General features: G+C 70.8%; 25 protein-coding genes and 1 pseudogene. 16 read left to right on the top strand and 10 right to left on the bottom strand.

What is annotated here, in order from left to right:
* Window positions 1-138 precede the first annotated feature (138 nt).
* Both P8627_RS10135 and P8627_RS10130 read left to right on the top strand, forming a co-directional pair.
* Window positions 139-783, top strand: coding sequence for a Rho termination factor N-terminal domain-containing protein (locus P8627_RS10135; protein WP_279963980.1), 645 nt, complete (start codon window positions 139-141; stop codon window positions 781-783).
* Window positions 773-1,027 carry a hypothetical protein gene (locus tag P8627_RS10130; protein ID WP_279963979.1) on the top strand — a complete coding sequence of 85 codons (255 nt, stop codon included), beginning with the start codon at window positions 773-775 and terminating at the stop codon, window positions 1,025-1,027. The genes P8627_RS10135 and P8627_RS10130 overlap by 11 nt, the downstream gene beginning before the upstream one ends.
* Before the next feature lie 13 nt (window positions 1,028-1,040).
* Here P8627_RS10130 and P8627_RS10125 read toward each other — a convergent pair whose 3' ends face one another.
* Window positions 1,041-2,243, bottom strand: a complete 1,203-nt coding sequence (locus tag P8627_RS10125; protein ID WP_279963978.1) for a permease — start codon at window positions 2,241-2,243, stop codon at window positions 1,041-1,043.
* 170 nt (window positions 2,244-2,413) lie between these two features.
* On the opposite strand from P8627_RS10125, the gene rpiB reads away from it, so the two are divergent.
* From rpiB to P8627_RS10110, 3 genes are all read left to right on the top strand, one after another.
* Window positions 2,414-2,863: a ribose 5-phosphate isomerase B gene (gene rpiB, locus P8627_RS10120; protein WP_279963977.1), complete on the top strand. Its 450-nt coding sequence runs from the start codon at window positions 2,414-2,416 to the stop codon at window positions 2,861-2,863.
* A gap of 79 nt (window positions 2,864-2,942) precedes the next feature.
* Window positions 2,943-3,965, top strand: coding sequence for an aspartate-semialdehyde dehydrogenase (locus P8627_RS10115; RefSeq protein ID WP_279963976.1), 1,023 nt, complete (start codon window positions 2,943-2,945; stop codon window positions 3,963-3,965).
* A gap of 137 nt (window positions 3,966-4,102) precedes the next feature.
* Complete coding sequence (locus P8627_RS10110; RefSeq protein ID WP_279963975.1) at window positions 4,103-5,716, top strand: DUF4139 domain-containing protein; 1,614 nt, start codon at window positions 4,103-4,105, stop codon at window positions 5,714-5,716.
* A 15-nt stretch (window positions 5,717-5,731) separates the two neighbouring features.
* Here the strand turns inward: P8627_RS10110 and P8627_RS10105 are convergent, their stop codons facing one another.
* The 3 genes from P8627_RS10105 to P8627_RS10095 form a co-directional block, all read right to left on the bottom strand.
* On the bottom strand, window positions 5,732-6,043 hold the full coding sequence (locus P8627_RS10105; protein ID WP_279963974.1) for a P-II family nitrogen regulator: 312 nt from the start codon (window positions 6,041-6,043) through the stop codon (window positions 5,732-5,734).
* Between the two features lie 4 nt (window positions 6,044-6,047).
* On the bottom strand, window positions 6,048-7,022 hold the full coding sequence (locus P8627_RS10100; RefSeq protein ID WP_279963973.1) for a sodium-dependent bicarbonate transport family permease: 975 nt from the start codon (window positions 7,020-7,022) through the stop codon (window positions 6,048-6,050).
* A gap of 118 nt (window positions 7,023-7,140) precedes the next feature.
* On the bottom strand, window positions 7,141-7,791 hold the full coding sequence (locus P8627_RS10095; RefSeq protein WP_279963972.1) for a carbonic anhydrase: 651 nt from the start codon (window positions 7,789-7,791) through the stop codon (window positions 7,141-7,143).
* Window positions 7,792-7,964: 173 nt separating this feature from the next.
* On the opposite strand from P8627_RS10095, the gene P8627_RS10090 reads away from it, so the two are divergent.
* From P8627_RS10090 to P8627_RS10080, 3 genes are all read left to right on the top strand, one after another.
* Complete coding sequence (locus tag P8627_RS10090; protein WP_279963971.1) at window positions 7,965-8,345, top strand: hypothetical protein; 381 nt, start codon at window positions 7,965-7,967, stop codon at window positions 8,343-8,345.
* Between the two features lie 84 nt (window positions 8,346-8,429).
* Window positions 8,430-9,818, top strand: a complete 1,389-nt coding sequence (locus tag P8627_RS10085; RefSeq protein ID WP_279963970.1) for a leucyl aminopeptidase family protein — start codon at window positions 8,430-8,432, stop codon at window positions 9,816-9,818.
* 17 nt (window positions 9,819-9,835) lie between these two features.
* The gene (locus tag P8627_RS10080) at window positions 9,836-10,672 is read left to right on the top strand and encodes a C40 family peptidase (RefSeq protein WP_279963969.1); all 837 of its coding nucleotides are present in this window, start codon (window positions 9,836-9,838) and stop codon (window positions 10,670-10,672) included.
* A 6-nt stretch (window positions 10,673-10,678) separates the two neighbouring features.
* On the opposite strand, the gene P8627_RS10075 is transcribed toward P8627_RS10080, so the two are convergent.
* A complete protein-coding gene (locus P8627_RS10075; RefSeq protein WP_279963968.1) occupies window positions 10,679-11,122 on the bottom strand; it encodes a MarR family winged helix-turn-helix transcriptional regulator in 444 nt (147 codons plus the stop codon).
* A gap of 118 nt (window positions 11,123-11,240) precedes the next feature.
* Between P8627_RS10075 and P8627_RS10070 the strand changes: the two genes are divergently transcribed.
* Window positions 11,241-11,609: a hypothetical protein gene (locus P8627_RS10070; RefSeq protein WP_279963967.1), complete on the top strand. Its 369-nt coding sequence runs from the start codon at window positions 11,241-11,243 to the stop codon at window positions 11,607-11,609.
* 27 nt (window positions 11,610-11,636) lie between these two features.
* Here the strand turns inward: P8627_RS10070 and P8627_RS10065 are convergent, their stop codons facing one another.
* A complete protein-coding gene (locus P8627_RS10065; RefSeq protein ID WP_279963966.1) occupies window positions 11,637-11,972 on the bottom strand; it encodes a DUF2794 domain-containing protein in 336 nt (111 codons plus the stop codon).
* Between the two features lie 288 nt (window positions 11,973-12,260).
* A complete protein-coding gene (locus P8627_RS10060) occupies window positions 12,261-13,130 on the bottom strand; it encodes a branched-chain amino acid aminotransferase (RefSeq protein WP_279963965.1) in 870 nt (289 codons plus the stop codon).
* 134 nt (window positions 13,131-13,264) lie between these two features.
* Between P8627_RS10060 and P8627_RS10055 the strand changes: the two genes are divergently transcribed.
* The 7 genes and pseudogenes from P8627_RS10055 to P8627_RS10025 form a co-directional block, all read left to right on the top strand.
* Window positions 13,265-13,765 (top strand): MarR family winged helix-turn-helix transcriptional regulator, encoded by a 501-nt coding sequence (locus P8627_RS10055; RefSeq protein WP_279963964.1) that lies wholly within the window; start codon window positions 13,265-13,267, stop codon window positions 13,763-13,765.
* Entirely contained in the window at window positions 13,762-14,487 is a 726-nt protein-coding gene (locus P8627_RS10050) for a response regulator transcription factor (RefSeq protein WP_279963963.1), read from the top strand. Before P8627_RS10055 ends, P8627_RS10050 begins: the two co-directional genes overlap by 4 nt.
* Before the next feature lie 63 nt (window positions 14,488-14,550).
* A complete protein-coding gene (locus P8627_RS10045; RefSeq protein ID WP_279963962.1) occupies window positions 14,551-15,477 on the top strand; it encodes a histone deacetylase family protein in 927 nt (308 codons plus the stop codon).
* Complete coding sequence (locus P8627_RS10040) at window positions 15,470-15,709, top strand: exodeoxyribonuclease VII small subunit (protein ID WP_279963961.1); 240 nt, start codon at window positions 15,470-15,472, stop codon at window positions 15,707-15,709. Before P8627_RS10045 ends, P8627_RS10040 begins: the two co-directional genes overlap by 8 nt.
* Complete coding sequence (locus P8627_RS10035; RefSeq protein WP_407932933.1) at window positions 15,706-16,575, top strand: polyprenyl synthetase family protein; 870 nt, start codon at window positions 15,706-15,708, stop codon at window positions 16,573-16,575. Before P8627_RS10040 ends, P8627_RS10035 begins: the two co-directional genes overlap by 4 nt.
* A 7-nt stretch (window positions 16,576-16,582) precedes the next feature.
* Window positions 16,583-18,508 (top strand): 1-deoxy-D-xylulose-5-phosphate synthase, encoded by a 1,926-nt coding sequence (gene dxs, locus P8627_RS10030; RefSeq protein WP_279963960.1) that lies wholly within the window; start codon window positions 16,583-16,585, stop codon window positions 18,506-18,508.
* Window positions 18,509-18,623: 115 nt separating this feature from the next.
* Window positions 18,624-19,241: pseudogene (locus P8627_RS10025) on the top strand (sugar transferase); the annotation flags it as partial.
* Window positions 19,242-19,261: 20 nt separating this feature from the next.
* Here the strand turns inward: P8627_RS10025 and P8627_RS10020 are convergent.
* The 3 genes from P8627_RS10020 to P8627_RS10010 are packed head-to-tail and all read right to left on the bottom strand — an operon-like array spanning window position 19,262 to window position 24,187.
* Window positions 19,262-20,506 (bottom strand): class I SAM-dependent RNA methyltransferase, encoded by a 1,245-nt coding sequence (locus tag P8627_RS10020; RefSeq protein WP_279963959.1) that lies wholly within the window; start codon window positions 20,504-20,506, stop codon window positions 19,262-19,264.
* Window positions 20,490-22,337 carry an ABC transporter ATP-binding protein gene (locus P8627_RS10015; RefSeq protein WP_279963958.1) on the bottom strand — a complete coding sequence of 616 codons (1,848 nt, stop codon included), beginning with the start codon at window positions 22,335-22,337 and terminating at the stop codon, window positions 20,490-20,492. Before P8627_RS10015 ends, P8627_RS10020 begins: the two co-directional genes overlap by 17 nt.
* Window positions 22,334-24,187 carry an ABC transporter ATP-binding protein gene (locus P8627_RS10010; RefSeq protein WP_279963957.1) on the bottom strand — a complete coding sequence of 618 codons (1,854 nt, stop codon included), beginning with the start codon at window positions 24,185-24,187 and terminating at the stop codon, window positions 22,334-22,336. Before P8627_RS10010 ends, P8627_RS10015 begins: the two co-directional genes overlap by 4 nt.
* Window positions 24,188-24,210 lie beyond the last annotated feature (23 nt).

Raw genomic sequence — 24,210 nt, 5'->3', positions numbered from 1 at the left:
CAGCAGATCGCCGGGCCGGGGGGCGGCCCTGCGATGCGCGGCATCGGCTGTGCCGATGCTGTTTCGCGCCGGGCAAACTGCCCCGCTGCAACCGAATCGCCCCCTCCCCCGTTCTTCGCCAAAGCCGGAGGATGCGACATGGCCGATGCGAAGAAGACCGATCCCGAATTGTGGGAAAGGGTGAAGGACGAGATCAAGGAAAGCGACAAGGGCGGCGACCCGGGCCAGTGGTCGGCGCGCAAGGCGCAGATGGCCGTGCAGGAATACAAGAAGCGCGGTGGCGGCTATGAAGATGACGGCCCCGATCAGGACGAGACCAGCCTGCACGAATGGACCGAGCAGGACTGGGGCACCAAGTCCGGCGGCGAGTCGGCCGAGACTGGCGAGCGCTACCTGCCCAAGAAGGTCCGCATGCTGCTGACCGAGGACGAATACGCCCGCTCGACCCAGAAGAAGAAACACGGCGAGCAGCAATTCGTCGACCAGCCCGACGACGTGAAGGAGAAGGTCGCCCACATCAAGAAGGACGGCCCCACCAAGGACATGCTGATGGAGCGGGCGCAGGACCTCGATATCGAGGGGCGCAGCGACATGACCAAGGACGAGCTTCTGGACGCCATCGAGGCGGCAACCGACGAGAACGGCCGCGGCAAGGGGCGCAAGGTCTCGCTGGAGCAGAAGACCAAGGACGAGCTGATGGACATGGCGCAGGAGCGCGACATCGAGGGCCGCTCGAAAATGGACAAGGACGATCTGGTGAAGGCGCTGGCCGATGACGACTGAGCTGAAGGACCTCAACGTCGACGCACTGAAGGATCTGGGCCGGGTGCAGAAGCTCGAGGGTCACAACGACATGACCCGCGACGAGCTGCTGGAGGCACTGGACGGCCCCGTCGACGACGCGCTGGCCAAGTGGCTCGGCAAGCCGCGCTCCGAGATCTACGAGGCCGCGGGCGAGGCCGGGATCGAGGACCGGAAGGACAAGCAGAAATGGGAGCTGCTCGAGGCGCTGGCGAAGAAGGGCTAGGGCTGCCGGGCCCTCAGCCGCCCAGCAGAAGCCCGATCCCCAGCCAAAGGTAGGAGAGCATCGCCAGGCCGAACAGCGTCTTCTCCAGCGCGCCCTGCCCGGTGGTGAAGGCGAAGCCGCTGCGCGCCACCTTCCAGGCGACGAAGCCGGCGCTCAGCACGACGAAGCCGAGGTTCAGCCAGAAGGTGTAGTCGATCGCGAAGAACTCGCGCTCGGTGACCGAGCGGACCTGCTCCGCGCTGGGCAGGATCCCCAGAAATGCGAAGCCGTAATGCAGGATCAGCGCCGTCGCCACGAGCACCACGAGGAAGACGCCCAGGATGTAGAGCGCCATGCGCCAGCCGTAATAGGTGGCGTTCATGCGCAGGACCGGGATCACCACGAGGTCGGAGAAGATGAAGGCCATGATGCCCGCGAAGCTGACCCCGTTGCCGTAGAGCACGGCGGCCAGCGGGATGTTCCCCATCGAGCCGATGAAGGTGAAGAAGGCCGCGACCGGCCCGACGAGCGCCTGCGCCAGCAACTCCCAGAAACCGGGGTCCGCGCCGCCGACGAACAGCCATTCGAAGAAGGCGCGCGGCACGAAGGCCGCGATGATGCCCGCGACGGTGAAACCGATGGTCACGTCCTTCCAGACCATCGCCCATTCCATGAAATAGCGTTGCGCCACTTCGGCCCAGCTCTCGCGCGACCGGATCCGGTCGGTCCAGTCGTCCTGCGCACCGCCCTCCGCCTCCGCGTCGCCTTGGCTTTCCTGCGCGCGCTCGCGCGCCGCGGCGACCGGCGCGAACCCGCGGGTCAGCCGGACGACCAGCCACATCAGCAGGATCAGCAGGACCCCGCCCACGTATTCCCCGACGACGAATTGCCAGCCCAGGAAGATGGCGATGATGATGCCCAGCTCGACCACGAGGTTGGTCGAGGCGAGCAGGAAGGCCAGCGACGGGACCAGCCCGGCCCCCTTGGCGAAGAGGGCCCGCGTCCCCGACAGGGCGGCGAAGCTGCAGGACGAGCTCAGGAAGCCGAAGACCGTGCCCATGGCGACGGCGCGCGGCCCCGCCTCGCCCATCTGCCGGCGCATGGCGGCGCGGGTCACGAAGACCTGAATCATCGCCGAGATCAGGTAGCCCAGCCCGAAGGCCCAAAAGGCGGTCCAGAACAGCCCCAGCGCGGTCGTGGCCGCCTGGTGCCAGGTGTCGAGGAAGGTGCCGTCCATTCCGCCTCCGGATCGTCGGGCCCGCATCGCGCGGCCCGGGGGGGAACGTGGCGCGGCGCCCGCGGTTCCGGTGCGGGGGGCCGCCCGGGCCTGTGCAATCCCGCCGAAATCGCTAAAGGGGCGCGCAGGTGCCGCAGGGCACGCCGGATTGCCGCGAAGGAGCGCCCCCGATGACCGCCGAGACCCGAATCGTCCTCTCCAGCGACCACGCCGCGATCCCGCTGCGCCGCGCGGTCGCCGACCATATCGCGGCGCAGGGCTGGGAGGTGGTCGATATCGGCCCGACCACGCTTGAAAGCACGCATTACCCCGAGCGCGGCGCCGAGGCCGCCCGCCGCGTCGCCGCGGGCGATTGCCGCCTCGGGATCTTGCTCTGCGGCACGGGACAGGGCATCATGATGGCCGCCAACAAGATCGACGGCGTCCGCTGCGGCGTCTGCGGCGATCCCTTCTCGGCGCGCATGATCCGCCAGCACAACGACGCCAACATGCTGGCCATCGGGGCGCGCGTGACCGGCGAGGGGCTGGCGCTCGAGATCGTCGACGCCTTCCTGTCGGCCGCCTTCGAGGGCGGGCGCCACGCCACCCGCGTCGCGATGATCGCCGAACTGGAGGGCTGACGCCCGGCCCGTTGCCGCTTGTCCCGGGGGCCCATCCCGTATAGCTGCGCCCGCGCTCCCCAACCCTTCGGAGGATATGATGGGCTACAAGGTCGTCGTCTGCGGCGCCACGGGGAACGTGGGCCGCGAAATGCTGAACATCCTGGCCGAGCGCCAGTTTCCCGTCGACGAGATCGCCGCGCTGGCGTCGCGCAAGTCGATGGGAACGGAGGTGAGCTTCGGCGACAAGACCCTGAAGACCAGGGATCTGGAGCAGTTCGACTTCACCGGCTGGGACATCGCCTTCTTCGCCATCGGCTCGGACGCGACGAAGAAATACGCCCCCGTCGCCGCGAAGGCGGGCTGCGTGGTGATCGATAACTCCTCGCTCTACCGCTACGACCCCGACGTGCCGCTGGTGGTGCCGGAGGTGAATCCCGAGGCCGTGGACGGCTACGCGAAGAAGAACATCATCGCGAACCCGAACTGCTCGACCGCGCAGATGGTCGTGGCGCTGAAGCCGCTGCACGACCGCGCCCGGATCAAGCGCGTCGTGGTGTCGACCTACCAGTCCGTCTCGGGCACCGGGAAAGAGGCCATCGACGAGCTCTGGGACCAGACCAAGGGCATGTACGTCCCGGGCCAGGAGCGCGAGCCGTCGGTCTATACCAAGCAGATCGCCTTCAACGTCATTCCCCATATCGACGTCTTCATGGAAGACGGCTCGACCAAGGAGGAATGGAAGATGGTGGCCGAGACCAAGAAGATCGTGGACCCGAAGATCAAGGTCACCGCGACCTGCGTCCGCGTGCCGGTCTTCGTGGGCCATTCCGAGGCGATCAACATTGAGTTCGAGGACCATCTCGACGAGGACGAGGCGCGCGACATCCTGCGCGAGGCGCCCGGCGTGCTGGTCGTCGACAAGCGCGAGGACGGCGGCTACGTCACGCCGGTCGAATGCGTGGGCGATTACGCCACCTTCGTCAGCCGCATCCGGCAGGATTCGACCATCGATAACGGGCTGAACATTTGGGTCGTCTCCGACAACCTCCGCAAGGGCGCGGCGCTGAACGCCGTGCAGATCGCCGAGACGCTCGGGAACCGGATGCTGAAGAAGGGGTGATCGCCCCGGCGGCGGCCCCGGCGGGGCCGTCGCGCCCGCCACCGGCGGCCCCCGTCATCCGATAACGCCCGCCCGGCTGCTGACAACGCGGCGGCGCCCTGCGACACTCCGCGCCGACCCTCAGCCGGAGCCCGACCATGCGCCTTGCCCTCGTCCTCGCCATCCTGCCCGGCCTCGCCTTTGCCGAGGACGTCACGGTGCTCGCCCCCGTCACCGCCGCGACGATCTTCCCCAACGGCCTGACCCTGACCCGCGAGGGCCGCGCCGAGCTTCCCGCCGGCCGCCACCGTCTGCTCATTCCCATGCCCGAGGATGCGGGCTTCCTGCCCGATCTCGCGCTCACCGGCGCGGCGCTCGGCCCGGTCGAACGGCTGAGCGACGCCGTGGCCGACGGGCGCGGCCTGTTCGATGCGGCCCAGCGGGCCGCCTTCGACGCCATGGAGACCGCCGAGGCCGCGCTGGAGAACGCCCGCGACGCCGCCGACCGGGCCCGCACCGAGGCCGAGGCGGCGGAGGCGGCACAGGCCTTCTGGCGGTCGATCACCGGCGAGGCGCTGACCGGGCTCGACCCGCAGGCGCTGGCCGCGACGGCGGCACAGGTGGCCGAGGGCGTCGCCGCCGCGCAGGCCCGCGCCATCGCGGCGCGCGCCGCCGTGCGGCAGGCGCGGGACGCGATCGAGGCGGCCGAGCGCGACCTCGCCCAGGCCCGCCGCGACCTCGCGGCGACCGGGCCCGATTTCGGACCCGTCGACATGCTGGCCGTCGCCGTGACGCTGGAGGCGCCGGGCGCGGTCGCCGTGACCTTGACCCAGCCCGGCGCGGGCGGCTGGGCGCCGGTCTACGACGCGACGCTGGACGAGGATGCGGGTCGGCTGACGCTCGCGCGGAAGCTGCGCGTCACCCAGCGCTCGGGCCTGCCGATGCGGGACGTGGCGCTGACGCTCTCGACCGCGGACCCCTACGCCCAGACCGCGCCCACCGAGCCGCAGCCCGACCTCGCGCGGATCGTGCCGCAGGACGCGCCCGCGCGCGGCAGCTTCCGCGAGGCCGAGATCGCCTCCGACATGATGCGCGCCGCCCCGGCCCCGGCGTTGGCCGAACAGGTCGTGGCGGGCGTGCGCCTCGACGGGCCGGTCGTGACCTATGCCTATCCGCGTCCCGCGACCCTGCCGACGGGCGGCGACCCGGTGGTGCTGGCGCTCGACGACCTCGTCTTCGACGCCCGCCCCTTCGCCCGGGCGGTCCCGCGCCGCGACACCACCGCCTTCCTGATGGCCGAATTCGAGAACACCACGCCCGAGCCGATCCTGCCCGGCGCGCTCACCCTGTTCCGGGGCGACGCCCGGGTGGGCGAGGCGCGGCTGCCGCTGATCCCGGCGGGCGACGAGGCGGAGCTGGCCTTCGGGCCGCTGCCCGCGATCCGGCTGGAATTCGTCGCGCTCGACAACGAGACAGGCGATCGCGGCATCATCACCAGCAGCGCGACGCGGGTGCAGGACCTCGTCTACCGCATCCGCAACCTGTCGGACGCGCCCGAGACGGTCGAGACGCGCATCGCGCTGCCCTTCTCTGAGCAGGAGGCGCTGGAGCTGGATGTCCGTGTCCGCCCCGAACCCGACCGGACCGATATCGAGGACAAGCGCGCCGTGGGCGAATGGGTGTTGCCGCTCGCGCCCGGGTCGGAGACCGAGATCCGCGTCCGGATCGAGGCCGGCTGGCCCGAGGGGCAGATCCTGATCTGGGAGCCCTGAGCGGCGCGGCGGCGGCTAGAACCGTTCCGCCCGCAGCACCTCGCAATCGGTGACCGAGACGACGCCGATATGGCTCTCGACCACCTCGAAGGCGGCGTCGAGCAACCCGTCCAGCCGGTCGGGCCGGACGATGCAGACCACCGCGACCATGCCGCCCGCGCGGCCGATCTGGCCCGCGCGCGTCCAGTGCCCCGACCGCCCCGATCCGCCATGCACCGGCAAGACGGTGAAGCCCGTCACCTCGGCGGCCAGCAGCGCCTCGGTCAGGCGGCGCTCCATCATAGCCTCGATGATGATCTCGACGCGCTTGGCGGAATGGGTCTGCATCGCATCAGCCTCCGGTGATCAGGCGGGCGGCGGCCAGGTAGATGGCCAGCCCCAGCGTCAGGTTGAAGGGGAAGGTCACCCCCAGCGAAAGCGTCAGGTAGATCGACGGGTTGGCCGCGGGAAGGGCGACGCGCATCGCCGCGGGCACCGCGATGTAGCTGGCCGAGGCGCCAAGCACCATGAACAGCATCGTGCTGCCGGTGCCGAGGCCCAGCATCACGCCCGACAGCCCGCCCGCCGCCGCGCCGATGAGCGGCATGGTCAGCCCGAAGATCAAAAGCCCCGGCCGCAACACCGCCCGCGCTTCGCGCAGGCCGCGCCCCGCGACCAGCCCCATGTCCAGAAGAAACAGACAGAGCACGCCCTGGAACGGCGCCACGATGAAGGGCGCGATCCGGTCCAGCCCCTCGGCGCCGGTGATCCAGCCGATCACGAAACTGCCCACCAGCAGCACGATCGAGCCGTTGAGCAGGATCTCGCGCCAGAGATCGGCGTCGAGGCTGCGCCCCTCGCCCGAGCGTGCCACCAGCCAGAGCGCCGACAGGATCGCCGGCGCCTCCATCACCGCGGCCACGGCCACCATCCAGCCGTCCGAGGCGATGCCCGCCCCTTCCAGCACCGAGGTGCCTGCGACGAAGGTCACGATCGAGATCGAGCCGTAATGCGCCGCCACCGCCGCCGCATCGAGCGCCGAGAGCCGCGTCATCACCCTGAGCAGCGCGAAGGCCGCGAAGGGCAGCGCGAAGGAAAGGACCGCCCCCGCCAGCAGCGCGCCCAAGAGCGTGGGGCCGAGCCCCGCCTCGTTGACCGCCGCGCCGCCCTTGAAGCCGATCGCGAACAGAAGATAGATCGACAGCCCCTTCGCCACCGCCTCGGGCACCGACAGCTCGGAGCGCGCGAGCGCCGCGAACAGGCCCAGCGCGAAGCTGAGGATGATGGGCGAGGTCAGGTTGCCCAGCGCGAGCGACAGGAACTCCATGGCGGCCTCCGGGTCAGTCTGGCCCCGTTGGTTGCCCGGCCGCGGCGTGGGGTCAACATCGGTACTGAACGCGCGTTCAATTGGCCGGGCGGCGTTGCAGCCTCACCCGCATCCGCGCTCAGAGCGGCGCGAAGGCATCGGTCCGGGCATCGTAGATCTCCAGCGCGCCCCGGGTAATGTCGTTCCACAGCCCGTGCAGCGCCAGGTCGCCGGATTTCACCGCCTCGGCGACGAAGGGGAAGGTCATCAGGTTCTCGAGCGAGATCAGCACCGCCTGCTTCTCCAGCGCCTCCATCCGCGCGTCAGCATCCGCGATCCCGCGCACCGCCTCCCAGCCGGGGCGCAGCAGGTCCATCCAGCGGCCCACGAAGCTCTCGGCGCGCTCGAGCTCGGGCGCGTGGCCCGAACACATCGCCTCGCAGCCCTTCACCCCGCCGCATTGCGAATGGCCCAGCACGATGATCTGGCTGATATGCAGCGCCGTCACCGCGTATTCGATCGCCGCCGAGGTGCCGTGGCGCAGCCCGTCGGGCTCGTGCGGGGGGACGAGATTGGCGATGTTGCGGTGGATGAAGAACTCGCCCTGCTCGGCCCCGAAGATCGAGGTCACGTGCACCCGGCTGTCGCAACACGAGATCACCATCGCCCGCGGCCGCTGGCCCTCCTGCGCGAGGCGCCGATACCACGCCTCGTTCTCGGCGAAGGTGGTGGCCTTCCAGCCGTGGTACCGCTTGACCAGCGAGCCGGGCAGAGGCTGAGCGTATCTCATTGCGTCCCTCGTTTGCGCATCCGTTCGCGCATCGTCGCCGTTCTAAGCAGCAGATCCCCTCAATTCGAGCGAATTCTCCGGATCATCGTCACCTTTGCGCCGCCGTCTCGCCCGCCGCGCCCGGCACTCAGGCCGCGAAGCAGCCGGCCTGCGAGCGACGAGGACCCGAGACCATGCAAGCGACGATCACGCCCTTCCGGCCAGCCCCCGAGGCGCTGGATTTCGACCACGACGCCCTGGCGGCGATCTGCCGGACCCACGGCGCGGAGGCCGAGGCGGTGATCGCCGAGACCCTCGCCGAGATCGAGACGCGGCTGAGCACGCTGCGTGACGGGCCCGCGGGCCGCGCGGGGCTCGGCCGCGAGGCCGAGGCGCTGCTGGCGCTGGGCCAGCGGATCGGGATGCGCAACCTCGTGGTCGCGGCCGAGGCGCTGGGCCGTTGCCTCGCCGCCGGCGACGCCGCCGGCCTCGCCGCGGCGCGGGCCCGGCTGGTCCGCCTGGCCGAGCCCGAGCGCGCCCGCCACTGGCATGTGCAGACCGACAACGCGGGCTGACCGACCCGCGCCTTGCGCTTGCAGCGCGGACCGCCTCGGCTAGTGTGTGCCGCGCCGCGATCCGCGCGGCGCGAGAGGTCCCGCATGACGCCACGCTTCGCCGCCCCAGACACCCGCGCCGTCCCGGTGCGGCTGATCCCGCAGGACGGGTTCGACGACTGGCTCGACCGGCAGGACGACCCGGTGCGCGACTGGGTCACCGCCAATGCCTTCACGGGCAAGGCGGGACAGGTGCTGCGCGTGCCCGGCCCGGATCTGGGGCTGGCGCGCGTGCTGATGGGCTGGGGCCGCCGCAAGGACCGCCAGCGCACGCGCTTCCTCGCCGCCCGCGCGGCCGAGGCGCTGCCACCCGGCACCTACGCGCTGGAGGGTGAGCTGACCGCCAACGAGGCCGAGGAGGCCGCGCTGGGCTGGCTGCTCGCCGGCTATGCCTTCACCCGCTACAAGGCGAACGGCCGCGAGGCGCCGATGCTGCGCGCGCCCCGCGGCGTCGATGCCGCCCGGGTCGAGGCCATCGCCGCGGGCGAGTGCCTGACCCGCGACCTGATCAACACCCCCGCCGCCGACATGGGCCCGGGCGAGCTCGAGGCCGCGATCCGCGACCTGGGCGAGCGTTTCGGCGCCAAGGTCGTGACCACCACGGGCGACGCCCTGCAGGACGCCAATTTCCCGTTGATCCACACCGTCGGCCGCGCCGCCGCCCGCGCACCGCGCCTGGTCGAGCTGACCTGGGGCGACGAAGGCCCGGCGCTGACGCTGGTGGGCAAGGGCGTCTGTTTCGACACAGGCGGGCTCAACCTCAAGCCCGGCGGCTCGATGGCGTTGATGAAGAAGGACATGGGCGGCGCGGCCACGGTGCTGGGGCTGGCGCAGATGATCATGGCGTCGGGTATGCGACTGCGGCTGCGCGTGCTGGTCCCCGCGGTCGAGAACGCCGTCTCGGGCGACGCCTTCCGGCCCGGCGACGTGCTGACCGCGCGCGACGGCACCACGGTCGAGATCAACAACACCGACGCGGAAGGCCGGCTGGTTCTGGCCGACGCGCTGGCGCTCGCGGTCGAGGACGCGCCCCCGGACCTGCTGGTCTGCATGGCCACGCTGACCGGCGCGGCGCGGGTCGCCGTGGGACCCGATCTCGCGCCCTTCTACACCGATGACGACGCGCTCGCGATGGCGCTCGCCCATGCCGGCACGCGGGTGCGCGACCCGCTCTGGCGGATGCCGCTGCACCGGCCCTACGAGAAGATGATCGAACCCGCGATCGCCGATCTCGACAACGCGCCCTCGGGCGGCTTCGCGGGCTCGATCACCGCGGCGCTGTTCCTCGACCGCTTCGTGCGCGACCGCGCGCGCTTCGTCCATTTCGACATCTATGGCTGGCAGCCGTCGGCCGCCCCGGCGCGGCCCAAGGGCGGCGCGGGACAGGGCGCGCGCGCGATCTTCGACGCGCTGCCCGGGGTGCTGGACCTGTGAGCGCGCTCGACCCCCGCATGACCCCCGCCAACGGCCATGCCGCCGCGCATGAGCTGCGCGGCGTGGTCGAGGCGACGCGCTACGTGAAGGGCACGATCCGCACCGTGCAGCAGCCGCTCGTGAACCTCTCGGACGCGCCGCGGGGCGAACGCGCGAGCCAGCTTCTCTTCGGCGAGGCCTTCCGCGTCATCGACGAGCGCGACGGTTTCGCCTTCGGCCAGTCGCTGCGCGACGGCTATTGCGGCTACGTGCTGGGCGGGGCGCTCACCCGGCAGGACGCCGCGACCCACTGGGTCGCCGCGCCGGCGACGCATCTCTATCCCAAGCCGCGGCTCAAGGCGCCGCCCGAGGTCGCGATCTTCTTCGGCAGCCATGTCCGCGTCACCTCGGACATGGGGGATTTCCAGAAGATCTCGACCGGGCATTTCGTACCCACCGGCCACCTGCAGAAGCTGCGCGCGCGCTTCGCCGACCCGGTGGGCGTGGCCGACATGTTTCTCGGCACGCCCTATCTCTGGGGCGGATCCTCGCGCTGGGGCATCGACTGTTCGGGCCTCGTGCAGCAGGCGCTCATCGCCTGCGGCCATGACTGCCCGCGCGACAGCGACCAACAGCGGGGCCTCGGCCGCGAACTGCACCCCGAGGAGCCGCTGCAGCGCGGCGACCTCGTGTTCTGGGACGGCCATGTCGGCTTCATGTCCGACGCGGAGATGCTGCTGCACGCCAACGCCTTCCACATGGCCGTCGCCTACGAGCCGCTCTCCGAGGCGCGCGCCCGCATCGCGGCCAGCGGCGGCGCCGGCCAGGGATCGGGCGAGATCGCGGCGCGGCGGCGGATCGAACCCACCCGCTAGGCCCGGCTAACGCAGGGCCCGCTCGGCGTTGTCCTGCATCCGCGTCAGGAGGTCGAAGGCCGCCGCGCGCTCGCGCTCGGACAGGCCATCGAGCAGCACCGCGTTCACACGTTCGTGGAAGTCGCGAAGGTGGTCGAGCGCCCGGCCCTTCTCGGTCAGGCCCACGATGGTGGCGCGGCGGTCGGTGGCGTCCCTGTGCCGAGTGACGAGGTCGCGGGCGACCATGCGGTCGACGATCCGCGACATGGCCGGCAGCCCCGTCCCCACCCGTTCGGCCAGCGCGCCGACGGTCAGGTCCCCCTCCCGCCACAGGCATGACAGGACCACCCATTGCGGCAGCGACAGCTCATGCGGCTCCAGCAGGCGCTGGCACAGCGCGTTCATGCGCCCGGTCGCGAAATTGAGCTGCCGGCCGATGGAGCGCAGGCTCGGCCCGTTTTTTGTTGCCATGTAAATCGATTCGCGTTTTACTTTACGTGTAAAGCAACTCTAGCCACCCGCCGCGCCGCGCTCAACCGTCTCCACCCGGGGGCGGAGGCCGCTGCCGCAGGAACGAGAAGGACATGACATGGCCAAGAAGGTTCTTATGGTCGGCTGGCACCCGAGCGTCGTCGATTACGCCAAGTATCCGGGGCTCACCCCGGAAAAGCTCGAAGGCGCGCTCCGCGCCGATGAGCGCAAGCTCAACGATCAGGGCTACGACGCCGCCATCGGCTTTCTCTTCGACGGGGACGGGGCCACGGACCAGCTGGTCGAGACGCTGAAATCCGACTCCTACGACGTCGTCATGATCGGGGCGGGCGTGCGCAAGGATGACGACCATTTCCTCGTCTTCGAACGGCTCGTGAATATCGTGCACGAACACGCGCCATCCGCGCGCATCGCCTTCAACACCGGACCCACGGATTCCGACGCCGCGATCCAGCGCTGGGCGTGACGGCCCGCCCCCGGTCGCGCGCCCCATTCAGTCCACCGAACGGATCAGCTTGCGCTCCAGCACGCGCAGCACCGTCTTCAGGTCATGGCCGCGGCGCAGGATGCGGCCGTCCATGCCGACGACGCTCCACATGCCCTGGCGGCTTGCCATCTTGGGACGCTTCTCGATGCGGTAGATCGGATGCTCGGCGGTGCGGCGGAAGACGCTGAACACCGCTACCTCGCGCAAGGCCGAGATCCCGTAATCGCGCCACTCGCCCGCCGCGACCATGCGGCCGTAGAGCGACAGGATCGGCCCCAACTCGGTCCGGTGAAAATGCACGGCGTCGGAGGCGGGGGGCTGACCCGGGGGCATCGCGTTCATGGACCGAAGGTGGCCCGCCCGGCCCGGCCTTTCAAGCGGCTTGCCACCGCCCCCGCCGGAAAGCCTGCCACGCCACCGCCCCGAAAAGACCCCAAGCCGGACCCGATGACGTCATCCGGGACTGGCAGAGATGGAGTCGTAGGAGCGAAAGCTCAAAGCCTTCCGGGCACGGCGCAACATCGCCCCCACCCAGTGCGCCGTGTCCGGGGGCCTACGATTGACACCCTGTCTCTCAGCGCGGCCCCGTCTCCCCCCGGCGGGGCCGCTCGCGTTTGCGGGGGCCCGCGCTCAGGCGCGGACCAGCGCCTCGTAGCCTTCCGCGATATTGCGCGTCAGCGATCCGACCTCGAAATTGTAATCGCCGATCTGGCCCACCGGCGTGACCTCGGCCGCGGTACCGGTCAGCCAGCATTGCTCGAAGCCTTCCAGTTCGCCCGGCTCGATATGGCGCTCGTGCACCTTCACCTGACGCTCCTCCAGCATGCCCAGAACGGTCTGCCGGGTGATGCCGTTGAGGAAGCAATCCGGCGTCGGCGTATGCACCTCGCCATCCTTGACGAAGAAGATGTTGGCCCCCGTCGCCTCGGCCACGTAGCCGCGGTAATCCATCATCATCGCGTCCGAGCAGCCCTTCGCCTCGGCGGCGTGCTTCGACATGGTGCAGATCATGTAGAGCCCGGCCGCCTTGGCATGGCTCGGCGCCGTCTCGGGCGAGGGGCGCTTCCACTTGGCGATGTCGAGCTTGGCGCCCCGCGTCTTGGCGTCGCCGTAGTAATTGCCCCAGGCCCAGGTCGCGACCGCCATCCGCACCGGGTTGCGCCGCGAGCTGACGCCCATGTCCTCGCCCGCGCCGCGCCAGGCCAGCACGCGGACATAGGCATCCTCCAGCCCGTTGGCCGTCATCGTCTCGTATTTCGCGGCCTCGATCTCGTCGACCGTCCAGGGGATCTCCATGTCGAGCTGGCGGCCCGAGAAGAGCAGCCGCTCGGAATGCCTGCGGCTTTCGAAGATCTTGCCGCCATAGGCGCGCTCGCCCTCGAAGACGGCGCTGGCGTAATGCATCGCATGCGTCAGCAGGTGGACATTGGCGTCCTGCCAATCGACCAGCGCGCCGTCCATCCAGATCTTGCCTTCCAGTTCCGCGTAAGACCCAGCCATGGCCCCCTCCCTTCCACATGTGTCGCAAATCAGTCCGGTGCGGACATAATGTTGCGTCAAAACTGAGCGTGGCTACCAATCCGGTCTTGGAATGTCAACAACACTGACGTAGTTTCCCGGTCAGGGAGGGCTTCATGGCCGACGACCGCATCGATAGCGAGAACCTGCTCTTCCTGACCGACGAGCAGCTGCGCCGCGCCATCGAGGCGATGTTCTTCGCCTATCGCGGCTTCACCGCCGATCCCGACCGGATCCTTGCCGGCAAGGGTTATGGCCGCGCCCATCACCGCGCCATCCATTTCATTCACCGCATGCCCGGCACCACGGTCAATAACCTCCTGTCGATCCTGGGCGTCACCAAGCAGTCGCTCAACCGCGTGCTGCGCACCCTGGTTGAGGATGGACTGGTCGACAGCCGGGTGGGCGAGCGCGACCGCCGCGAGCGCCACCTCCACCTCACGCCCGAGGGCGCCGCGCTGGAGCGCGAGCTCTCCGACGCCCAGCGCACCCGGATGCGCGCCGCCTTCCGCGAGGCGGGCCCGCAGGCCGTCGCTGGATTCCGCCAGGTCCTCGAACATATGATGGACCCCGATATGCGGCGGCACCTGGCTGCCGGGCGGGAGGGCGAGCGGTGAGCGACAGCGGGGCCCAGGGCAGCGGCGCGCAGGCGCAGCAGGCGCATGTTTTGCTGGTCGATGACGACGACCGGATCCGCGACCTCCTGCGCAAGTTCCTGGGCCGCCACGGCTACCTGACGACCGGCGCGCGCGATGCCGACCACGCGCGGCGCCTGCTGGCGGGGCTTGATTTCGACCTCGCCGTGCTCGACGTGATGATGCCGGGCGACAACGGCTACGTGCTCTGCGCCGAACTGCGCGAGACCCGCGACATGCCGATCCTGATGCTGACCGCAAAGGGTGAGACCTCGGACCGGATCACCGGGCTCGAGGCTGGCGCGGACGACTATCTCCCGAAGCCCTTCGAGCCGCGCGAATTGCTGCTGCGGCTCAAGGCCCTGCTGCGCCGCGCGCCGCAGGCGGCGGGCGCGATGCCGAAGATGCTGCAGCTCGGGCCCGTGCGCTACGACCTGGAGCGCGGCGAGATGTGGCGCGGGCAGGACCCGATCCGCCTGACCGCGACCGAGATGACGCTGATGCGCATCTTCGCCGCCACCCCGCACGAGCCCGTCAGCCGCGCCACGCTGGTCGAGAAGCTCAGCCGCGACGGCGAGGCCACGGGCGAGCGCGCGGTGGACGTACAGGTCACCCGCCTGCGCCGCAAGCTCGAAGCCGATCCCAAGCAGCCCCGCTACCTGCAGACGGTGCGCGGCGAGGGCTACATGCTGGCGCCCGACTGAGCGCGCGGGAGCGAGGGGCCGGCCCCTCGCGCTCCCCGAGGTATTTCCGGCCAGAGGACGACCATGACCCTGCTGATCGACCATCCCGACACGGATGCCCATGCCAACCCGCCGGGCCACCCCGAGCAGGTCGCCCGCCTGCCCGCCATCCGCGCCGCGCTGGCCGACATGGCGCTGACCCGCGAGACGGCGCCGCCCGCCGCGCCCGAGGCGGTGCTGCGCTGCCACCCGCAGGATTTTCTCGACGGGCTGGCCGCGGCGGCGCCCACGGAGGGGTTCGTGCAGCTCGACCCCGATACCTGGCTCTCGCCCGGCACGCTGCGCGCGGCCTGGCTGGGCGCCGGCGCCGCGGTCCGGGCGGTCGACGCGGTCCTCGGCGGCGCAGCCCCCAACGCCTTCTGCGCCATGCGCCCGCCCGGCCACCATGCCGAGCGTACGACGCCGATGGGGTTCTGCTATCTTGGCAACGTGGCCATCGCCGCGAAACACGCGCTCGCAGCGCATGACTTGGCCCGCGTCGCGGTGGTGGATTTCGACGTCCATCACGGCAACGGCACGCAGGACCTGCTCTGGGACGAGGCGCGCACGCTTTTCGTCTCGACCCACCAGTCGCCGCTCTGGCCCGGCACCGGCGCGGCCGACGAGACCGGGACGCAGGACAACGTGATGAACCGTCCGCTGCCGCCGGGCAGCGACGGCGCGTTGATCCGCCAGGTCTGGGAGGCCGAGATCGCCCCCCGGCTCGACGCCTTCGCGCCGGAGCTGGTAATCGTCTCGGCGGGCTTCGACGCCCATGCCGACGACCCGCTGGCGCAGCTGCAATGGGATACCGACGACTTCGCCTGGCTCACCGACCGCATCTGCGACCTGGCCGCGCGGCACGCCGACGGGCGGGTGGTGTCGTGCCTGGAAGGCGGCTATGACCTGCCCGCGCTGGCGGCTTCCGCGGCTGCGCATGTGGACGTGCTACGGAGACGGGGCGATGGCTGACGAGATCGGGAAGATGAGCTTCGAGCAGGCCATCGCGGCGCTGGAGGAGGTGGTGACCCGTCTCGATTCGGGCGAGGTCCCGCTCGACGAGAGCATCGCGCTCTACGAGCGGGGCGCGAAGCTCAAGGCGCGCTGCGAGGCCAAGCTGAAGGAAGCCGAGGCGAAGGTCGAACAGATCACGCTCGACGCCGACGGCGCCCCCACCGGCACCCGGCCCGCCGACCAGACGTGAGCCTGGAGACGACCCTGCGCGACGCGCAGGCCGGGATCGGGGCGGCGCTGGACGGGGCGCTGGCCGGGTTCGACGGGCCCGTGGGCGACGCGATGCGCCACGCGCTCGCGGGCGGCAAGCGGCTGCGCGGGATCCTGGCGCTCGAATCGGCGGCGCTGTTCGACGTGCCCGCCGACCGCGCGATGCGCGCCGCCTGCGCCATCGAGGCGGTCCACGCCTACAGCCTGGTGCATGATGACCTGCCTTGCATGGACGATGACGACCTGCGCCGCGGCCGGCCCACGGTGCACCGCCAATGGGACGAGGCGACCGCGGTTCTGGCCGGCGACGCGCTGCAGACGCTGGCCTTCGAGCTGCTGGCCGATCCCGCGACCGACCCCGACGGCGCCATCCGCGCCGACCTCGTGTTGACGCTGGCGCAGGCCGCCGGCGCAGCCGGCATGGTGCGCGGCCAGGCGCTCGACATCGCCGCCGAATCGGCCGCCGCGCCGTTGAGCCTCGACGAGATCAAGGCGCTGCAGCGCCTCAAGACCGGGCGGCTGCTGGAATGGCCCTGCCGCGCCGGCGCGATTCTCGGCCGCGCCGATCCCGCGCCGCTTCTGGACTATGCCGCGAAGCTGGGCCTCGCCTTCCAGATCGCGGACGACCTTCTGGATGTCGAAGGCGATGCCGATGCCGCCGGCAAGGCGCTGCGCAAGGACGCCGCCGCGGGCAAGGCGACCTTCGTCTCGCATCTGGGCGCCAAGGCCGCGCGCGCCCGGGCCGTCCAACTGGTGGAACAGGCCGAGATGTCAGTTTTGATTTACAGCGAAAAGGCGGCTACCCTGCGGAAGATCGCCCGCTACGTCGTGGCCCGCGACAGGTGAGGATGACATGACCAACCAGACCAACCGCCCCGCCACGCCGCTTCTGGACCGCATCGGAAGCCCGGCCGACCTCAAGGCGCTGACCGACCGCGAATTGCGCCAGGCCGCCGACGAGCTGCGCGCCGACACCATCTGGGCCGTCAGCCGCACCGGCGGGCATCTGGGCGCCGGGCTCGGCGTGGTCGAGCTGACCGTGGCGCTGCACGCCGTGTTCGACACGCCCCGCGACAAGCTGATCTGGGACGTGAGCCACCAGTGCTATCCCCACAAGATCCTGACCGGCCGCCGCGACCGGATGCTGACCCTGCGCCAGAAGGACGGGCTCTCGGGCTTCACCAAGCGCAGCGAATCGCCCTACGACCCGTTCGGCGCGGCGCATAGCTCGACCTCGATCTCGGCGGCGCTTGGCTTCGCGATGGGCCGCGAGCTGGGCGCGCCGGGCGTGGGCGACGCCATCGCGGTGATCGGCGACGGCGCGCTGTCGGGCGGCATGGCCTACGAGGCGCTCAACCACGCGGGGCACCTCAAGAAGCGCCTGATCGTGATCCTCAACGACAACGAGATGTCCATCGCGCCGCCGGTGGGCGCGATGTCGTCCTATCTTTCACGGCTCTACGCCGGCGCCCCGTTCCAGGAGTTCAAGGCCGCCGCCAAGGGCGCCGTCGGCTTCCTGCCGCCGCCGCTCCAGGAAGGCGCGCGCCGCGCCAAGGAGATGCTCAAGGGCCTTGCCGTCGGCGGCACCCTCTTCGAGGAGCTGGGCTTCTCCTATGTGGGCCCGATCGACGGCCACGACATGGATAGCCTGCTGCAGATCCTGCGCACCGTAAAGGTGCGCGCGACCGGGCCGATCCTGATCCACGCCATCACCCAGAAGGGCAAGGGTTTCCGCCCCGCCGAGGGCCGCTCCGACAAGGGCCATGCCACCGCCAAATTCGACATGATCACCGGCGAGCAGAGCAAGGCGCCGTCGAATGCGCCCAGCTACACCAAGGTCTTCGCGCAGAACCTGATCAAGGAGGCCGAGCATGACGACCGCATCGTCGCCATCACCGCGGCCATGCCCGACGGCACCGGGCTGAACCTCTTCGCCGAACGCTTCCCCAAGCGCTGCTTCGACGTGGGCATCGCCGAGCAGCACGGCGTGACCTTCTGTGCCGGTCTCGCCGCCGCGGGCATGAAGCCCTTCGCGGCGATCTACTCGACCTTCCTGCAGCGCGGCTACGACCAGGTCGTCCACGACGTCGCCCTACAGAACCTGCCCGTGCGATTCGCCATCGACCGCGCCGGGCTGGTGGGCGCCGACGGCGCCACCCATGCCGGCAGCTTCGACGTGGCCTATCTCTCGAACCTGCCCAATTTCACCGTGATGGCCGCCGCCGACGAGGCGGAGCTCTGCCACATGGTCGCCACCGCTGCCGCGCATGACGCGGGCCCCATCGCCTTCCGCTTCCCGCGCGGCGAGGGCGTGGGCGTCGAGATGCCCGAGCGCGGCCAGCCGCTGGAGATCGGCAAGGGCCGCATGATCCACGAGGGCGAGCGCGTCGCGATCCTGTCCTTCGGCGCCCGCCTGGGCGAGGTGCGGGCCGCCTGCGAGGCTCTGCGCGCCCGCGGCATCGACCCGACCATCGCCGACGCGCGGTTCTCCAAGCCGCTCGACCGCGACCTGATCCTGCGGCTAGCGGCCGAGCACGAAAGCCTGATCACCATCGAGGAAGGCGCCGTCGGCGGCTTCGGCAGCCACGTGGCGCAGCTCCTGGCGCAGGAGGGCGTGTTCGACACCGGCCTGCGCTTCCGGTCGATGGTGCTGCCCGACGCCTTCATCGATCAGGGCGGCCCGCGCGACATGTATGCCAGCGCCGGGCTCAACGCCGAGGATATCGAGGCGCAGGTCCTGCGGCTCTGCGATGTCGAGGTGATCGGCAAGCGCGCCTGAGCGCGGGCCTTAATCGTATCGAAAGGCTTGGCGGCTAGCCCGGGCGGGTTCCCGCGCCCGAGGTGCCATGATCCGCTCCGCCGTCTTCTTGCCCCGACTGCCGCGGGCGCGTTCCCTGCCGCGCCCGGGCTACGGCCGCGCGGGCAAGCGCGCGCTGGACCTGGCGCTGGCGCTCTTGCTCGTCCCTCTGCTGGCGCCGGTCGTCGCGGGGATCGCGCTGGCCATCCTGATCCGCGATGGGCGCCCGGTCTTCTACGGCTCCGAACGCATGGCCGCGCCCGATCGCGGCTTCACCCTGTGGAAGTTCCGCACGATGCGCGCCGCGGCCGGCGGGCCCGGCATCACCGGCGGCGATTGCGCGGGCCGGATCACGCCGCTCGGCCGCTGGCTGCGCCGCCACCGCCTGGACGAGCTTCCACAGCTCTGGAACGTACTGCGCGGGCAGATCAGCTTCGTCGGCCCGCGCCCGCCGCTGCGGCGCGTGGTGGCGGCGAACCCGCGCCTCTATGCGCAGGTGCTGCGCGCGACGCCCGGCGTCACCGGGCTCGCAAGCGTCACCTGCGCGGCGTGGGAGGGGCGGCTCCTCGCCGCCTGCCCCACCCGCGCCGCGACCGAGGCCGCCTATGCCGCGCGCTGCGTGCCCCGCAAGGCGCGGCTCGACCTGCTCTACCTGCGGCGCCGCTCGCTGGCGCTCGATCTCTGGCTGATCGCGCGCACGGCGGCGCGATTCCTGCCGCGATCCGCGCCGCGGCCTCAGCCCCGGTCGAACCGCGCGAAGAGCTCGACATGCGGCGACCAGCGGAACTGGTCCACCACCATGACCGGCCCCATCGCGAAGCCCGCCGCGACCAGCGTGGCCGCGTCGCGCGCGAAGGTCCCGGGATCGCAGCTCACGAAGGCCACGCGCCGCAAGGTCGAGGCTGCGATCTCCGCCACCTGCGCGGCCGCGCCCGCGCGTGGCGGGTCGATCACCGCCGTGTCGAAGCCGGCCAGCTCGTCGGATGTGAGCGGTGCGCGGAACAGGTCGCGCCGCACGGCGTCCACCGCCTTCAGCCCCGGCGCATGCCGCGCCCCGGCCGCCAGCGCGGCGACTTGCGGCGCCTCGCCTTCGACCGCTTGGACGGGCGCGATGGCGGCCGCCGGAAAGCTGAAGGTCCCGCAGCCCGCGAACAGGTCGACGATCCGCCCCGCCCCCGCGACCGCCGCGGTGACCGCGGCGACCAGCGCGGCCTCGCCCTCCGCCGTGGCCTGCAGGAAGGCGCCGGGCGGCGGCACGACGCGCACCCCGCCGAACAACTGATAGGGCGGGCTCTGCTGCAGCGCGGTCTCGCCGTTCCAGGTGATCCGCGCGAATTCCGCCCCAAGCGGCGCCAGCGCCAGCATCGCCTCGCGGTCGAAGGGCTTCGCCCCCGTGATCGCCAGGTCCAGCCCCGCGGGCCCCTGCGTGACATGCAGCGCGATCTCGGCCCCGCGCGGCGCGGCGATCCGGGTGATCGCCTCCAGATGCGGCAGGGCGGCCATGATCTCGGGGCGCAGAAGGCGGCAGTCGGGGATCGCCACGATCTCGGTCCCGCCCGCGACGTGGAAGCCCAGCTGTGCGCCCTTCTTCGTCTTGCGCCCCGCCAGAACCGCCCGGCGGCGGCTGCCCGGCGGCGAGGTCACGGGCGCGCCCACCTCCGCGGCGAGGCCCGCGCGGGCCAGCGCCCCGCGCACCCGCTCCGCCTTCCAGGCGGCGACGAAGCCGTCCGCGGCATGCATCAGCCGGCAACCGCCGCAGCGGCGGAAATGCGGACAGGGTGCCGCCACGCGGTCGGGGCTGGGCGTGACGATCTTCGGCGCCGCGATCCGGTCGCCCGCGATCGCGCCCGTCACCACCTCACCCGGCAGGCTGCGCGGCACGTAGACCGGCCCCGCCGGCCCCTCGGTCACCCCATCGCCGAGCAGGCTCAGCCGCGCGACGGTCAGGGTCGCGTCCTCCGCGTCACTCGGCGGCGACATCGTCCTCGGTCCCGATGAAGCCGCCCGATTGGCGGTTCCAGTAGCGCGCATAGACCCCGCCCCGCGCCAGCAATTCGTCATGGGTGCCCTGCTCGGCGATGCGGCCCTCCTCCATCACCACGATCCGGTCCATCCGCGCGATGGTGGACAGACGGTGGGCGATGGCGATGACGGTCTTGCCCTCCATCACCCGCTCCAGCGCCGTCTGGATCGCGGCCTCGACCTCGCTGTCCAGCGCGCTCGTCGCCTCGTCCAGCACCAGCACCGGCGCGTCCTTCAGGATGGCGCGGGCCAGCGCGATGCGTTGCCGCTGCCCGCCCGAGAGCTTCACGCCGCGCTCGCCCAGATAGGCGTCGTAGCCGCGATTGCCCTTGTGGTCGCGCAGCCCGGTGATGAAGTCATGGGCCTCGGCGGCCTTCGCGGCGGCGACCATCTCGGCCTCGGACGCGCCGGGCCGGCCATAGAGGATGTTGTCCCGCGCCGAGCGGTTGAACATCGCCGTCTCCTGCGTGACCATCCCGATCTGATGCCGCAGGCTGTCCTGCGTCAGCTCGCGCAGGTCGTGCCCGTCCAGCGTGATCCGCCCGGCCTCCGGGTCGTAGAGCCGCAGGAGCAGCGCGACCAGCGTCGACTTCCCCGCCCCCGACGCGCCCACAAGCCCCAGCTTCTCGCCCGGGGCCAGTTCCAGCGACAGGCCGCGGATGCCGCCCTCCTCGCGCCCGTAGGTGAAGGTGACGTCCTCGACCTCGATCCGGCCCTCGGCCCGCGGCAGGTCGCGCGCGCCGGGCGCGTCGGCCAGCGTCCAGCGCGGCGTCAGCGTGTGCATCCCGTCCTCGACCTCGCCCACATTGGCGTACATCTCCATCAGCGTGAAGCTGACCCAGCCGGTCATCTGGGCGATGCGGATCGCGATGGCGCCCGCGGCGGCGATGGCGCCGGGCGTGGCCTGCCCCGCCTGCCAGAGCAGGATCGTCCCGCCGATCAGCAGCACCGGCAGGAACCCCGCGATGGCCATCAGCGCGAAGCGGAACCCCGCCGAGACATAGCCGAAATCGATCGCCCGCTCGCGAAAGGCGGACATTGCGTCCAGCGCGGCGCGGTCCTCGTGATCGGCATGGCCGAACAGCTTGACGGTCTTGATGTTGGTGATCGTGTCGACGACCTGCCCGGTCACCATCGCCCGCGCGTTGGCCCGCGCCTTGGAGCGCTTGCGGATATGCGGCATGAACCCTCGGATCAGCGCGATATAGGCCGCCATCCAGACCGTCAGCGCCAGTGCGATCCGCCAGTCGATGGCGATCAGCAGCACCGCCGAGCCGATCAGCGACGATGCCGCGAAGGCCACCACGTTGATCGTCTCGGAGGTCACCGCCGTCACCGCGCGCGCGGTCTGCATCTGCTTGGTCGCGATGCGCCCGGCGAAATCATTGTCGAAGAAGGTGACCGCCTGCCCCATCGTCCAGCGATGCAGCCGCGACTGCACCAGCGGATAGACCGAGGGCTGCACCGACACGCCGTTGAACGCCGCCGAGGTGCCGAAGATCAGCGGTCGCAGCACGGTGTAGAACAGCACGAAGCCCGTGAGCAGCATCACGTTGCGGGCGAAATACCCCTCCGGCCCGGCCAGCGCGCTGTCGATCACCGCGCCCAGCAGGAAAGCGGTCACGACCTCGGTCACCCCTGCCGCCGCCGAGGCCGCGAAGGCCACCCACAGAACCGGCCAAGCGCCCGACAGGCACCAGCGCATGAAGGCCATCAGCGTGTCGGGCGGCGGCCCGTCGGCATGTTCGAACGGGTGGATCAGCCGCGCGAGGGGGCGGAACGGGTTCATTCCGCGGCCTCGGTCGCCGCGCGCGTATCGATGAACCCGCCCGATTGCCGCTTCCAGAACGAGGCGTAGAGCCCGCCCTGCGCCAGAAGCGCGTCATGCGGGCCCTCCTCGATCACGCGGCCCTCGTCGATGACGAGGATGCGGTCCATATGCGCGATGGTGGACAGCCGGTGGGCGATGGCGATGACGGTCTTGCCCTCCATCATGCCGTAAAGCGTGTCCTGGATCGCCGCCTCGACCTCGCTGTCGAGCGCGCTGGTCGCCTCGTCCAGCACAAGGATCGGCGCGTCCTTCAGGATGACGCGGGCCAGCGCGATCCGCTGCCGCTGCCCGCCCGAGAGCTTCACGCCGCGCTCGCCGACATGCGCGTCGTATCCGCTGCGCCCCTCGGGGTCCTGCAGATCGAGGATGAACGCATGCGCCTGCGCCTTCCGCGCCGCGGCCTCGACCTCGGCCTGGCCGGCATCCGCTCGCCCGTAGCGGATGTTGTCGGCGACTGAGCGATGCAGCAGCGAGCTGTCCTGCTGCACCATCCCGATGGCGTGGCGCAGGCTGACCTGGGTCACCCGCGCGATATCCTGGCCGTCGATCTCGATCCGCCCCGCCTCCGGGTCGTAGAAGCGCAGCAGAAGCTTCACCAGCGTCGACTTGCCGGCACCCGACCGGCCGACGATGCCGACCTTCTCGCCGGGCGCGACCCGCAGGTCCAGGTCGACCACCCCGCCGGTCCCGCCACCATAGCGATGCGTCACGTCGCGGAAATCGATCGCGCCCGCCGTCAGGACCAGCGGCTTCGCATCGGGATCGTCGGTCAGCCGGATCGGCTGGGCGATGGTCTCCATGCCCTCGGCCACGACGCCGAGGCTGCGGAAGAAGGTCGACAGCGCCCACATGATCCAGCCGGTCATCGCGTTCAGCCGTAGCACCAGCGCCGTCGCCGCCGCCACCGCGCCCACCGAGGCCGCGCCCTGCAGCCACAGGATCACCGCCCAGCCGACCACGCCCACGATCAGCAGCCCGTTCAGCGCGACGAGTGCCACGTCCATCAGCGTGAAGATCCGCATCTCGGCGGCGAAGGTCTCGCGCGTCGTCTCGATCGCGTCGCGCGCGTAGGACAGCTCCTGCCCCTCATGCGCGAAGAGCTTGACCGAATGGATGTTGGTATACGCGTCCACCACCCGCCCCGTCGTCATCGACCGCGCGTCCGAGCTGGCCTTTGAGGCGGGGCCCACCTTGCGCATCGTCCAGCGCACCAGACCGCCGTAGAGCACAAGCCAGCCCGCCAGCGGCAGCAGCAGGCGCGGATCGGCGTCGAGCAGCAGGATCGCCGCGCCGATCACATAGGCCAGCGCGAAGGTGATCGCGTCGAAGACCTGGAAGATCGCGTCGCCCGCCGCGGTGGGCGTCTGCATGATCCGGTTCGCGACCCGGCCGGCGAAATCGTTCTCGAACCAGCCCACCGACTGGCGCAGCACCTGGTTGTGCGCGCGCCAGCGGAACATCGCGCCCATCTGCGGCAGCACGCCGTTGTTCAGCAGGAGCACGTCCAGCGCCTGCACCGCGGGCCGCAGCAGCAGCACGAAGAGCGCCGCGGCCAGCAGCTCCAGACCGTGATCGGCGACCAGATCGGCGGGCGTCGTCCGCGCCAGCAGGTCCACGATGCGCCCCATGTAGAAGATCAGCCCGATCTCGATCGCCGCCACCAGCACCGACATGATCCCGCTGAGGACGAAGAGCTTGTGGAACGGCCGCGTCCACGTCCTCAGGAACGGCCAGAGCCGGTCGGGAGGCGTATCGTCCTCGACGTGATCCAGGTAGGGATCGACAAGTCTTTCGAAACGGCGGAACATTCGGGAGGCCCTCGGGCTGCCCT

This window comes from Jannaschia sp. GRR-S6-38 (assembly GCF_029853695.1).
Classification (GTDB): Bacteria; Pseudomonadota; Alphaproteobacteria; order Rhodobacterales; family Rhodobacteraceae; genus Jannaschia; species Jannaschia ovalis.
Note: the sequence above shows the minus strand (reverse complement) of the source record. Positions and strands in the feature narration are given on the sequence as shown.

What these genes read in the sequence shown, in the direction of transcription:
- P8627_RS10125 (WP_279963978.1), bottom strand. Translation starts at nt 2,243, where the DNA reads ATGGACGGCACCTTCCTCGACACCTGGCACCAGGCGGCCACGACCGCG.
- dxs (WP_279963960.1), top strand. Translation starts at nt 16,583, where the DNA reads ATGACCAACCAGACCAACCGCCCCGCCACGCCGCTTCTGGACCGCATC.
- P8627_RS10095 (WP_279963972.1), bottom strand. Translation starts at nt 7,791, where the DNA reads ATGAGATACGCTCAGCCTCTGCCCGGCTCGCTGGTCAAGCGGTACCAC.
- P8627_RS10100 (WP_279963973.1), bottom strand. Translation starts at nt 7,022, where the DNA reads ATGGAGTTCCTGTCGCTCGCGCTGGGCAACCTGACCTCGCCCATCATC.
- P8627_RS10130 (WP_279963979.1), top strand. Translation starts at nt 773, where the DNA reads ATGACGACTGAGCTGAAGGACCTCAACGTCGACGCACTGAAGGATCTG.
- rpiB (WP_279963977.1), top strand. Translation starts at nt 2,414, where the DNA reads ATGACCGCCGAGACCCGAATCGTCCTCTCCAGCGACCACGCCGCGATC.
- P8627_RS10020 (WP_279963959.1), bottom strand. Translation starts at nt 20,506, where the DNA reads ATGTCGCCGCCGAGTGACGCGGAGGACGCGACCCTGACCGTCGCGCGG.
- P8627_RS10070 (WP_279963967.1), top strand. Translation starts at nt 11,241, where the DNA reads ATGGCCAAGAAGGTTCTTATGGTCGGCTGGCACCCGAGCGTCGTCGAT.
- P8627_RS10010 (WP_279963957.1), bottom strand. Translation starts at nt 24,187, where the DNA reads ATGTTCCGCCGTTTCGAAAGACTTGTCGATCCCTACCTGGATCACGTC.
- P8627_RS10115 (WP_279963976.1), top strand. Translation starts at nt 2,943, where the DNA reads ATGGGCTACAAGGTCGTCGTCTGCGGCGCCACGGGGAACGTGGGCCGC.
- P8627_RS10060 (WP_279963965.1), bottom strand. Translation starts at nt 13,130, where the DNA reads ATGGCTGGGTCTTACGCGGAACTGGAAGGCAAGATCTGGATGGACGGC.
- P8627_RS10015 (WP_279963958.1), bottom strand. Translation starts at nt 22,337, where the DNA reads ATGAACCCGTTCCGCCCCCTCGCGCGGCTGATCCACCCGTTCGAACAT.
- P8627_RS10040 (WP_279963961.1), top strand. Translation starts at nt 15,470, where the DNA reads ATGGCTGACGAGATCGGGAAGATGAGCTTCGAGCAGGCCATCGCGGCG.
- P8627_RS10080 (WP_279963969.1), top strand. Translation starts at nt 9,836, where the DNA reads ATGACCCCCGCCAACGGCCATGCCGCCGCGCATGAGCTGCGCGGCGTG.
- P8627_RS10110 (WP_279963975.1), top strand. Translation starts at nt 4,103, where the DNA reads ATGCGCCTTGCCCTCGTCCTCGCCATCCTGCCCGGCCTCGCCTTTGCC.
- P8627_RS10105 (WP_279963974.1), bottom strand. Translation starts at nt 6,043, where the DNA reads ATGCAGACCCATTCCGCCAAGCGCGTCGAGATCATCATCGAGGCTATG.
- P8627_RS10045 (WP_279963962.1), top strand. Translation starts at nt 14,551, where the DNA reads ATGACCCTGCTGATCGACCATCCCGACACGGATGCCCATGCCAACCCG.
- P8627_RS10065 (WP_279963966.1), bottom strand. Translation starts at nt 11,972, where the DNA reads ATGAACGCGATGCCCCCGGGTCAGCCCCCCGCCTCCGACGCCGTGCAT.
- P8627_RS10075 (WP_279963968.1), bottom strand. Translation starts at nt 11,122, where the DNA reads ATGGCAACAAAAAACGGGCCGAGCCTGCGCTCCATCGGCCGGCAGCTC.
- P8627_RS10135 (WP_279963980.1), top strand. Translation starts at nt 139, where the DNA reads ATGGCCGATGCGAAGAAGACCGATCCCGAATTGTGGGAAAGGGTGAAG.
- P8627_RS10055 (WP_279963964.1), top strand. Translation starts at nt 13,265, where the DNA reads ATGGCCGACGACCGCATCGATAGCGAGAACCTGCTCTTCCTGACCGAC.
- P8627_RS10090 (WP_279963971.1), top strand. Translation starts at nt 7,965, where the DNA reads ATGCAAGCGACGATCACGCCCTTCCGGCCAGCCCCCGAGGCGCTGGAT.
- P8627_RS10085 (WP_279963970.1), top strand. Translation starts at nt 8,430, where the DNA reads ATGACGCCACGCTTCGCCGCCCCAGACACCCGCGCCGTCCCGGTGCGG.